This window comes from Streptomyces sediminimaris, from assembly GCF_047049295.1.
Lineage (GTDB): Bacteria > Actinomycetota > Actinomycetes > Streptomycetales > Streptomycetaceae > Streptomyces > Streptomyces sediminimaris.
The window spans coordinates 1,151,060-1,161,911 of sequence record NZ_JBJWOT010000001.1 but is presented as its reverse complement, the minus strand read 5'-3'; the positions used below and the strand labels follow the sequence as shown (position 1 = coordinate 1,161,911).

Genomic DNA, 10,852 nt, shown 5'->3' with positions numbered 1-10,852 from the left:
AGCAGCACACCATGGCAAGACACTGGCGAGCCGGCGCGGCCGGCCTGGCCGTCCTCGGCCTCACCCTCACCGCGTGCGGAGGCGCGAAGGTGGGCGACAGCTCCGCGGGCTCGGGCGGCAGTCCGGGCAAGTGCGGCACCTTCAACCTGGCCGTCAACCCCTGGGTGGGCTACGAGGCGGACGCGGCGGTCGTCGCGTACGTCGCCCGGCACGACCTCGGCTGCACGGTCAACAAGAAGGACCTGAAGGAGGAGATCGCCTGGCAGGGCTTCGGGACGGGCGAGGTCGACGCCGTCCTGGAGAACTGGGGCCACGACGATCTGAAGAAGAAGTACATCACCGGGCAGAAGACGGCCGTCGAGGCCGGCTCGACCGGCAACAAGGGCATCATCGGCTGGTACGTGCCGCCGTGGCTGGCCAAGGCGCACCCCGACATCCTCGACTACAGGAACCTCAACAAGTACGCCGACAAGTTCAAGACGTCGGAGTCGGGCGGCAAGGGCCAGCTGCTGGACGGCGACCCGTCGTACGTCACCAACGACGCGGCCCTGGTGAAGAACCTGAAGCTGAACTTCAAGGTGGTGTACGCGGGCAGCGAGACCGCGCTCATCCAGGCCTACCGCAAGGCCGAGAAGGACAAGGAATGGGTGATCGGCTACTTCTACGAGCCGCAGTGGTTCCTGTCCGAGGTGCCGCTGAAGAAGGTCAGCCTGCCCCCGTACAAGAAGGGCTGCGACGCGGACGCGGCCAAGATCGCCTGTGACTACCCGGTCTACGACCTCGACAAGATCGTCAGCGCGAAGTTCGCCAAGTCCGGCTCTCCCGCCTACGACCTGGTGAAGAAGTTCAACTGGACCAACGACGACCAGAACACCGTGGCCAGGTACATCGCGGTGGACAAGATGAAGCCCGACGCGGCGGCCAAGAAGTGGGTCGAGGCCAACAAGGACAAGGTGGCCGCCTGGCTCAAGTGAGCCGTCTTCGACAACAGCGGTCCCATGCCCGGCGGGCGGCGCACAGGTGTGCGCCGCCCGCCGGGCATTGCCGTGCTCCGGGCGCCGTTCCGGTCCGTTTTCCGACGTCACGGACCCCTTGACACCCCACCCGGCGACGGGCACATTGAGTTGCGCAACCTGAATCATGTTGCGCACAAAGCAACTAGCTGGTTTTGACTCCGGAGGTGCGGCGATGGCGGGACCCCGAGTGGTGATCATCGGAGCGGGTGTCGTGGGAGCGGCGCTCGCGGACGAGGTCTCCGCGCGAGGCTGGACCGAAGTGACCGTGGTCGACCAGGGCCCGCTGCCCGCCACGGGAGGATCCACCTCGCACGCACCGGGCCTGGTCTTCCAGACCAACTCCTCCAAGACCATGACCGAGCTGGCCCGCTACACGGTCGAGAAGTTCTGCTCCCTCGACGTCGACGGCGAGCCCTGCTTCCTCCAGGTCGGCGGGCTCGAGGTGGCGACCGGCCCGGAGCGCCTGGCGGAACTGCGCCGCCGCCACGGCTGGATCACCGCCTGGGGCGTCGAGGCGCGGCTGCTCACCCCCGAGGAGTGCGTCGAGCAGCACCCGCTGGTCGACCGCGACCGGATCCTCGGCGGCCTCCTGGTGCCCACGGACGGCCTCGCCAAGGCGGTCCTCGCGGTCGAGGCGCAGATCCGCCGGGCCACCGCGCGCGGCGTGCGCTTCCTCGCCCGCCACGAGGTCCTCGACATCCGCCAGGAGGACGGCCGCGTCACCGGCGTCGTCACCGACCAGGGCGAGCTCGACGCCGACATCGTCGTGTGCTGCGCCGGCATCTGGGGCCCGAAGATCGCCCGCATGGCCGGCATGAACCTCCCGCTGACCCCGCTCGCCCACCAGCTCGCCTGGACCGGCCCGGTCCCGGCACTCGCGGGCCAGACCGAGGAGGCCGTGCGCCCGATCCTGCGCCACCAGGACGCCGACCTCTACTACCGCGACCGCTTCGACGGCTTCGGCATCGGCTACTACGGCCACCGCCCGATGCCCGTCACCGCCGAGGAGATCCGCTCCTTCGACGAGGCGGAGGAGATGCCCTCGGTGCTGACGTTCACCGAGGAGGACTTCGCACCCGCCTGGACCGAGACCCAGTCACTGCTCCCGGCCACCCGGGAGGCGAAGATCGAGGAGGGCATCAACGGCCTGTTCTCCTTCACCACCGACAACTTCCCGCTGCTCGGCCCGTCCCCGGACGTCGAGGGCTTCTGGGTCGCCGAGGCGGTCTGGGTCACCCACTCCGCGGGCGTCGGCCGGGCCGTCGCCGAATGGCTGGTCGACGGCCACTGCTCCTCCTTCGACCTGCACGAGTGCGACGTCAACCGCTTCGAGCCGCACCAGCTCGCGCCGGAGTACGTGCTGGCCCGCGACTGCCAGAACTTCGTCGAGGTCTACGACATCCTGCACCCGCTGCAGCCCTCCGGCGACCCGCGCCCGATCCGCACCAGCCCCTTCCACCCCCGCCAGCAGGAGCACGGCGCCTTCTTCCTGGAGGCGAACGGCTGGGAGCGCCCGCAGTGGTACGAGGCCAACGCACCGCTGGTGGAGGGCCGCTCGATCCCCACGCCCGGCGACTGGGCCGCGCGGTACTGGTCGCCCGTCGTCGGTGCCGAGGCGCAGGTCACCCGCGAGACCGTCGCGATGTACGACATGACCGCCCTCAAGCGCCTGGAGGTGAGCGGCCCGGGCGCCGCCGGCTTCCTGGAGGGCCTGGTCACCGGAAAGGTCGCCAAGTCGGTCGGCTCGGTGACGTACACCCTGCTGCTCGACCACGACGGCGGCATCCGCAGCGACATCACGGTGGCCCGGCTGGGCCGGGACCTCTTCCAGGTCGGCGCCAACGGCAACCTCGACCTGGACTGGTTCACCCGCCACCTGCCCGCCGGGGGCGGCGTGCAGGTGCGGGACATCACCCCCGGCACCTGCTGCGTCGGCCTGTGGGGCCCGCTGGCCCGCAGGGTGCTTCAGCCGCTGGCGGACGAGGACTTCTCGAACGACGGCCTGAAGTACTTCCGCGCCAAGCGCGCCCACATCGGCTCGGTGCCGGTGACCGCGATGCGCCTGTCCTACGTCGGCGAACTCGGCTGGGAGCTCTACACCACCGCCGACCAGGGCCTGAAGCTGTGGGACACCCTCTGGCGGGCCGCGCGGCCGCTCGGCGGCATCATCGCCGGGCGCGGCGCCTTCAACAGCCTCCGCCTGGAGAAGGGCTACCGCTCCTTCGGCACCGACATGACGTACGAGCACGACCCCTACGAGGCCGGCGTCGGCTTCGCCGTCAAGCTCGACAAGGGCGACTTCATCGGCAAGGCCGCGCTGGAGCGCCGCAAGGAGAACGTGCGGCGCCGCCTCACCTGCCTCACCATCGACGACCCACGGTCGGTCGTGATGGGCAAGGAGCCGGTCTACGACGGTGAGCGCGCGGTCGGCTACGTCACCAGCGCGGCGTACGGCTACACCATCGGCAAGGGCATCGCCTACGCGTGGTTGCCCGCCGAGGCCGCCGTCCCCGGAAACCGCGTGCGGATCGGCTACTTCGACCGGCGGATCGAGGCGGTCGTGGCCGAGGAGCCGTTGTTCGACCCGAGCATGTCCCGTCTGCGCGGCTGACCCGCCCGCGTCGAATCCGAGGGAAGGAACACCACCGGTGACCGCACAACTCCTCGACGGCAAGGCGACCGCCGCCGACATCCGCAGCGAACTCGCCGAGCGCGTGGCCAAGCTGGCGGCCACCACCGGCCGCGTCCCGGGGCTCGGCACGGTACTGGTCGGCGACGACCCCGGCAGCCGCGCCTACGTCGGCGGCAAGCACCGGGACTGCGCGCAGGTGGGCATCGCCTCCATCCGCCGGGACCTGCCCGCCGACGCCTCGCAGCGCCAGGTCGAGGACGTCATCGACGACCTCAACGCCGACCCCGCCTGCACCGGCTACATCGTCCAGCTGCCGCTGCCCCGACACCTGGACGCGAGCGCCGTACTGGAACGCATGGACCCGGCCAAGGACGCCGACGGCCTGCACCCCGTGAACCTCGGCCGGCTCGTCCTCGGCGTCGAGGCGCCGCTGCCGTGCACCCCGCGCGGCATCGTGGAACTGCTGCGCCGCCACCACGTGCCCCTCACGGGCGCCCGGGTGACCGTGATCGGACGCGGCATCACGGTCGGCCGCCCCATCGGCCTCCTGCTCACCCGCAGGTCGGAGAACGCCACCGTGACGCTCTGCCACACCGGGACCAAGGGCCTGTCCTGGCACGTGCGCGAGGCGGACGTCGTCGTCGCGGCCGCCGGTTCGCCCGGACTGATCACCAAGGACATGCTGCGCCCCGGCGCGGCCGTCCTGGACGTCGGCATCACCCGTACCGGGCAGGGGCTGGTCGGCGACGTGCACCCGGAGTGCGCCGCGGTCGCCGGACGGCTCGCCCCGATGCCCGGGGGAGTGGGCCCCATGACCCGGGCCATGCTGCTCGCCAACGTCGTCGAGGCCGCCGAGAGGAACGCGAACGCCCTATGAACGCGCTGAACACCCCGCTGGCCGAGCTGGACCCGGAGGTCCACGCGGCGCTGCGCGCCGAACTGCACCGCCAGCAGTCCACCCTGGAGATGATCGCCTCCGAGAACTTCGCCCCCACCGCCGTGCTGGAGGCGCAGGGCTCGGTCGCGACCAACAAGTACGCCGAGGGCTACCCCGGCCGCCGCTACTACGGCGGCTGCGAACACGTCGACGTCACCGAGCGCCTGGCGATCGAGCGGGTCAAGTCCCTGTTCGGGGCGGGCTTCGCCAACGTCCAGCCGCACTCGGGCGCCCAGGCCAACACCGCCGTGTTCTTCGCGCTGCTGCGCCCCGGCGACACGATCCTCGGCCTTGACCTCGCGCACGGCGGCCACCTCACCCACGGCATGCGCATCAACTACAGCGGCAGGATGCTGAACGTGGTGCCGTACCACGTGTCCGAGACGGACAACCTCGTCGACATGGACGAGGTGGAGCGCCTCGCCAAGGAGCACCGCCCCAAGATGATCATCGCGGGCTGGTCGGCGTACCCCAGGCAGCTGGACTTCGCGGCCTTCCGCCGGATCGCCGACGAGGTCGGCGCCCTCCTCATGGTCGACATGGCGCACTTCGCGGGCCTGGTCGCGGCCGGACTGCACCCGAACCCCGTGCCGCACGCCCACGTGACCACCACGACGACGCACAAGACGCTCGGCGGCCCGCGCGGCGGCGTGATCCTCACCGACGATGCGGATCTCGCCAAGAGGATCAACTCGGCGGTCTTCCCCGGCATGCAGGGCGGTCCGCTGGAGCACGTCATCGCCGCCAAGGCGGTCTCCTTCAAGGTCGCCGCGTCACCGGAGTTCGCGGAGCGCCAGGCACGCACCCTGGCCGGCGCCCGCATCCTCGCCGAGCGCCTCACGCGGCCCGGCACGGCCGCCGCCGGGGTGAAGGTCCTGACCGGCGGCACGGACGTCCACCTGGTCCTGGTCGACCTGCGCGACTCGGCCCTCGACGGCCGCCGGGCGGAGGACCTCCTGCACGAGATCGGCATCACCGTCAACCGCAACGCCGTGCCCTTCGACCCGCGCCCGCCCATGGTCACCTCGGGCCTGCGCGTCGGCACCCCCGCGCTGGCCACCCGCGGCTTCACCGAGGAGGACTTCGCCGAGGTCGCCGACGTGATCGCGTCGGCGCTCGGGCCCGGACCCGACATCACGGGCCTGCGCGCCCGCACACGGGCCCTGGCCGCCGAGCACCCGCTCTACCCGCACCTGTCACAGGCAGCAGCAGAAGCCGGAGACACCCGATGAGCCAGCGCACTCCAGGCGCCGACCTCCCCGAACACCCCGACTTCCTCTGGCGCACGCCCGAGCCGAAGCGCTCCTACGACGTCGTGATCGTCGGCGGCGGAGGGCACGGCCTGGCCACCGCCCACTACCTCGCCAGGAACCACGGCATCACCGATGTCGCCGTGCTGGAGAAGGGCTGGCTGGCGGGCGGCAACATGGCCCGCAACACCACGATCATCCGCTCCAACTACCTCTGGGACGAGAGCGCCGGCATCTACGAGCACGCCCTCAAGCTCTGGGAGGGCCTGACGGAGGAACTCGACTACCCGATCCTCTTCTCCCAGCGCGGCGTGCTGAACCTGGCCCACAGCCTCCAGGACGTCCGCGACAGCGTGCGCCGCGTCGAGGCCAACCGGCTCAACGGCGTGGACGCGGAGTACCTGGACGCCGAGCGGGTCAAGGAAGTCTGCCCGATCGTCAACATCTCCCAGGACGTGCGCTATCCGGTGCTCGGCGCCACCTACCAGCCGCGCGCGGGCATCGCCAAGCACGACCACGTGGCCTGGGGCCTGGCCCGCTCGGCGGACGCCGCCGGCATCGACATCATCCAGAACTGCGAGGTCACCGGCCTGGAACTGGCCGGCAACCGGGTGGTCGGCGTGCGGACGAACCAGGGCCCGATCGCGGCGGGCAAGGTGGCCCTGTGCTCGGCGGGCCACACCTCGGTCCTCGCCGCCATGGCGGGCGTCGAGCTCCCCCTGCAGAGCCACCCGTTGCAGGCCCTGGTCTCCGAACTCCTGGAGCCCGTGCACCCGACGGTCGTCATGTCCAACGCGGTCCACGTGTACGTCAGCCAGGCGCACAAGGGCGAGCTGGTGATGGGCGCGGGCATCGACGCGTACAACTCGTACACGCAGCGCGGGGCCTTCCACATCATCGAGGACCAGATGTCCGCGGCCCTGGAGCTCTTCCCGGTCTTCGCCCGGGCCCACGTGCTGCGCACCTGGGGCGGCATCGTCGACGTCAGCCCCGACGCCTCGCCCATCGTCGGCCTCAGCCCCGTCGACAACCTCTACCTCAACTGCGGCTGGGGCACGGGCGGTTTCAAGGCCACCCCGGGCGTCGGCTGGGTCTACGCCCACACCATCGCCCACGACAGCCCCCACCCGCTCAACGCCCCCTTCTCGCTCGACCGTTTCACCACCGGCGCGCTCGTCGACGAGCACGGCGCCGCCGCGGTGGCCCACTAGGGAGCCGAACCATGCTGCTCATCCCCTGCCCGTGGTGCGGGCCCCGTGACGAGGCCGAGTTCCACTACGGCGGCCAGGCCCACGTGCCGTATCCCGAGGACCCGTCGGCCCTCACCGACGAGGAGTGGGCCCGCTACCTCTTCTTCCGCGACAACCCCAAGGGCCCCTTCGCCGAACGCTGGAACCACACCTCCGGCTGCCGCCGCTGGTTCAACGCCGTGCGCGACACGTCGACCAACGAGGTGCTGACGGTGTACCGCTCGGGCGAGCCGCGGCCACAGACGCCGCCCCGCGAGCCGGATCCGGTACGGCCGGCCCGTCCGGCGTCCGGGGACGAGGCCCGCTCACGTCCAGGACCGACCGGGAGTCCGGGGGCGAAGCCCCTACGGCGCCACGGGCGCACCCTGGCGTTCACCTTCGACGGCATCGCGTACGAGGGCCGCGAGGGCGACACCCTCGCCTCCGCCCTGCTCGCCAACGGAGTCGTCGCGACAGCGACCAGCATCAGACTCGGCCGTCCCCGAGGCATCTTCTCCGCTGGCGCGGAGGAACCCAACGCCGTCGTCCAGATCGAGGAACCCTTCCCCGAACCGATGCTCCCCGCGACGACCGTGGAGCTCTACGACGGCCTCGTGGCGAGCAGCCTCCCCGGCCAGGGCCGCCTCGCCACCGAACCGGACCCGTGCCGCTACGACGCCGTGCACGAACACTGCGACCTGCTGATCGTCGGCGCGGGCCCGGCCGGCCTCGCCGCCGCCGGCGCCGCGGCACGCACCGGCGCCCGCGTCATCCTCGCCGACGACCAGCCGGACCTCGGCGGCAGCCTCCTCGGCACCGGCGAACTCCTGGACTGGGTGGGCGAGACGGCCAGGGAGCTCCAGACGGCGGCGGACGTCCGTGTGCTGCGCCGCACCACCGTCTTCGGCTATTACGACGACAACCACCTCCTCGCCGTCGAGCGCCGCACCAACCACCTCGGCGCCGGTGCCCCGGCCGGCGTCTCCCGCGAACGGGTGCACCGCATCCGCGCCCGCCGCGTGGTGCTCGCCACCGGCGCCCACGAGCGCTCGCTGGCCTTCGCGGACAACGACCGCCCGGGCGTGATGCTGGCCGCCTCGGCCCGCACCTACGTCAACCGGTACGGCGTGCTCCCCGGCCGCCGCGCCGTCGTCTTCACCACCAACGACAGCGCCTACGCCGCCGCACTGGACCTCGCCGCGGCCGGCGCGGAGGTCGCGGCGGTCGTCGACACCCGTGCCGAACCGGGAGACTGGGCCGAGCGTGCCCGGCAGGCGGGCATCGAGGTGCTGGCCGGGCATGCCGTGACCGGCACGGACGGCGGGGCGCGCCTGACCTCCGTGACCGTCGCCCCGTACACAGGAGCCGGAGCGGAGCGGGAGTTCGCCGCCGATCTCCTCCTGGTCTCCGGCGGCTGGAACCCGGCGGCGCACCTGTTCAGCCAGGCGGGCGGCAAGCTCCGCCACGACGCGGCGCTCGGCACCTTCGTGCCCGGCGCCTGCCGGCAGGCCGTGGAGGTCGCGGGCAGCGCGAACGGTGTCTTCGACCTGGCCGGGGCGCTGGCCGAGGGCGCGGCGGCCGCCGCCCGCGCGCTCGGGGCCGAGGGCTACGGCTGCCAGGCGCCCGTCCTCCCGGCCGTGCCCGCACAGCCGCGGCCGACGCCGCCCATGCAGGTCTTCACCGTGCCCGGCCGCGAGGGCGCCCCGCGCTTCGTGGACCTTCAGCGCGACGTCACCGTCGACGACCTGGCGCGCGCCACCGGCGCCGGCCTGCGCTCGGTCGAGCACACCAAGCGCTACACCACGGCCGGCACGGCCAACGACCAGGGCAAGACCTCCGGCGTCCTGGCCGCCGGCGTGGTCGCCGAACTGCTCGGCGTGGACGTCTCCGCGATCGGCACGACCACCTTCCGGCCGCCGTACACACCGGTGTCGTTCGCCGCGCTGGCCGGCCGCGACCGCGGCGCGCTGAGCGACCCGGTCCGCACGACGGCCCTGCATGAGTGGCATGTCGCGCACGGCGCCCGGTTCGAGAACGTCGGCCAGTGGAAGCGCCCCTGGTACTACCCGCGGGACGGCGAGGACATGGAGTCCGCCGTGCTGCGCGAGTGCGCCGCCGCGCGCGAGGGCGTCGCGTTCATGGACGCCTCCACGCTCGGCAAGATCGACGTACAGGGGCCGGACGCGGCCGCCTTCCTCGACCTGCTGTACACCAACATGATCAGCACCCTGAAGGTCGGCATGATCCGCTACGGCGTGATGTGCCGCCCGGACGGCATGGTCTTCGACGACGGCACCGTCATCCGCCTCGCCCCGGACCGCTTCCTGGTCACCACGACCACGGGCAACGCGGCGGCCGTACTGGACTGGATGGAGGAATGGCTGCAGACCGAGTGGCCGCAGCTGCGGGTGCACTGCACGTCCGTCACCGAACAGTGGGCCACCGTCGCCCTCGTCGGCCCGAAGTCCCGAGCGGTCCTCGCCTCCCTGGCGCCCCGGCTCGCCGTCGCCAACGACGACTTCCCGTTCATGGCATGGCGCGAGACGGCCGTCGCGGGCATCGACGCCCGGGTCTGCCGGATCAGCTTCTCCGGCGAACTCGCCTACGAGATCAACGTGTCGCCGTGGCACGCGCTCGCCCTGTGGGAGGCGCTGCGCGAGGCGGGCGCCCCGTACGGCATCACCCCGTACGGCACGGAGACCATGCACGTCCTGCGCGCCGAGAAGGGCTATCCGATCGTCGGCCAGGACACCGACGGCACGGTCACCCCGCAGGACCTCGGCATGGGCTGGGCGGTGTCGAAGAAGAAGCGCGACTTCATCGGCAAGCGCTCCTTCGCCCGCGCCGACACCGCCCGTCCCGACCGCAAGCACCTGGTCGGCCTGGTTCCCGAGGAACCCGGCACCCTCCTGCCCGAGGGCACCCAGCTGGTGACCTGCGACGTGCTGCCCGCCCCGCCCGTGCCGATGCTCGGCCACGTCACCTCCAGCTACCGCAGCGCCGCCCTCGGCCGGACCTTCGCGCTCGCCCTGGTCAAGGGCGGCCGGGACCGCATCGGCGAGCGGCTGTACGCACCCGTGGGCGACCGGCTGGTCCCGGTGACCGTCGCCGGCCCCGTCCTCTTCGACCCCGAGGGAGCCCGCCGCGATGGCTGACACCGCTCTTTCCGCCCCGGCCCGCAGCCCCCTGGCGCGTGACGCCGGCCGCCTGGCCGCCGCGACCCGCACCTCCCGGGGCGCGGTCCGGCTGGCCGAAGTGCCGTTCCTGGCCCAGGTGAACGTCCGCCTCGACGCCAAGGGGCCCGCGGCGGACGCGGCCGGTCTCGCGCTCGGTCTGCAACTGCCCCTCGAACCCGGCACCGCCGTACGGGCGGGGGAGCGGGCCGCGCTCCGGCTCGGGCCGGACGAATGGCTCCTGGTGGGCCCGCCCGGCAGCCAGGCCGACCTGGAGGCCCGCGTCCGGGAGGCCGCCGGGGACGAGCCGGTCTCCGTCACCGACGTCTCCGCCCAGCGCACCACGCTGCTCGTCGCGGGCCCCCGGGCCCGCGACCTGCTGGCCCACGGCTGCTCGCTCGACCTGCACCCGCGCGCCTTCGGCGCCGGGCGCTGCGCGCAGACGACGCTGGGCCGCACCCAGGTCGTCCTGGTCGCCCGGGACGAGCCCCGGGCGGGGTTCTGGGTGCTGGTGCGCTCGTCCTTCGCGGGCTATCTCGCGGACTGGCTGCTGGACGCGGCGACCGAGTACCTGGGGTGAGACACCTGCCGCGGGCTCCTGCCGCGGGCCCGTTG

The 10,852-nt window shown here is 72.4% G+C and carries 7 protein-coding genes; all 7 read left to right on the top strand.

The genetic code is table 11. The features are described from left to right. Window positions 1-11: 11 nt before the first annotated feature. The 7 genes from ACJ9NR_RS05290 to ACJ9NR_RS05260 all read left to right on the top strand — a co-directional run bounded on the left by ACJ9NR_RS05290 (window position 12) and on the right by ACJ9NR_RS05260 (window position 10,817). Window positions 12-974, top strand: coding sequence for an ABC transporter substrate-binding protein (locus ACJ9NR_RS05290; RefSeq protein WP_412489497.1), 963 nt, complete (start codon window positions 12-14; stop codon window positions 972-974). 214 nt (window positions 975-1,188) lie between these two features. Continuing rightward, on the top strand, window positions 1,189-3,627 hold the full coding sequence (locus ACJ9NR_RS05285) for a GcvT family protein (protein WP_412489498.1): 2,439 nt from the start codon (window positions 1,189-1,191) through the stop codon (window positions 3,625-3,627). Between the two features lie 37 nt (window positions 3,628-3,664). Further along, a complete protein-coding gene (locus tag ACJ9NR_RS05280; RefSeq protein WP_412489499.1) occupies window positions 3,665-4,525 on the top strand; it encodes a bifunctional methylenetetrahydrofolate dehydrogenase/methenyltetrahydrofolate cyclohydrolase in 861 nt (286 codons plus the stop codon). Beyond that, complete coding sequence (gene glyA, locus ACJ9NR_RS05275; RefSeq protein WP_412489500.1) at window positions 4,522-5,817, top strand: serine hydroxymethyltransferase; 1,296 nt, start codon at window positions 4,522-4,524, stop codon at window positions 5,815-5,817. The genes ACJ9NR_RS05280 and glyA overlap by 4 nt, the downstream gene beginning before the upstream one ends. After that, entirely contained in the window at window positions 5,814-7,046 is a 1,233-nt protein-coding gene (locus ACJ9NR_RS05270) for a sarcosine oxidase subunit beta family protein (RefSeq protein WP_412489501.1), read from the top strand. The genes glyA and ACJ9NR_RS05270 overlap by 4 nt, the downstream gene beginning before the upstream one ends. Window positions 7,047-7,057: 11 nt before the next feature. Then, entirely contained in the window at window positions 7,058-10,219 is a 3,162-nt protein-coding gene (locus tag ACJ9NR_RS05265) for a sarcosine oxidase subunit alpha family protein (RefSeq protein WP_412489502.1), read from the top strand. Then, entirely contained in the window at window positions 10,212-10,817 is a 606-nt protein-coding gene (locus tag ACJ9NR_RS05260) for a sarcosine oxidase subunit gamma (protein WP_412489503.1), read from the top strand. Before ACJ9NR_RS05265 ends, ACJ9NR_RS05260 begins: the two co-directional genes overlap by 8 nt. The last annotated feature ends 35 nt before the right edge of the window (window positions 10,818-10,852 follow it).

What these genes read in the sequence shown, in the direction of transcription:
- ACJ9NR_RS05290 (WP_412489497.1), top strand. Translation starts at nt 12, where the DNA reads ATGGCAAGACACTGGCGAGCCGGCGCGGCCGGCCTGGCCGTCCTCGGC.
- ACJ9NR_RS05285 (WP_412489498.1), top strand. Translation starts at nt 1,189, where the DNA reads ATGGCGGGACCCCGAGTGGTGATCATCGGAGCGGGTGTCGTGGGAGCG.
- glyA (WP_412489500.1), top strand. Translation starts at nt 4,522, where the DNA reads ATGAACGCGCTGAACACCCCGCTGGCCGAGCTGGACCCGGAGGTCCAC.
- ACJ9NR_RS05270 (WP_412489501.1), top strand. Translation starts at nt 5,814, where the DNA reads ATGAGCCAGCGCACTCCAGGCGCCGACCTCCCCGAACACCCCGACTTC.
- ACJ9NR_RS05265 (WP_412489502.1), top strand. Translation starts at nt 7,058, where the DNA reads ATGCTGCTCATCCCCTGCCCGTGGTGCGGGCCCCGTGACGAGGCCGAG.
- ACJ9NR_RS05260 (WP_412489503.1), top strand. Translation starts at nt 10,212, where the DNA reads ATGGCTGACACCGCTCTTTCCGCCCCGGCCCGCAGCCCCCTGGCGCGT.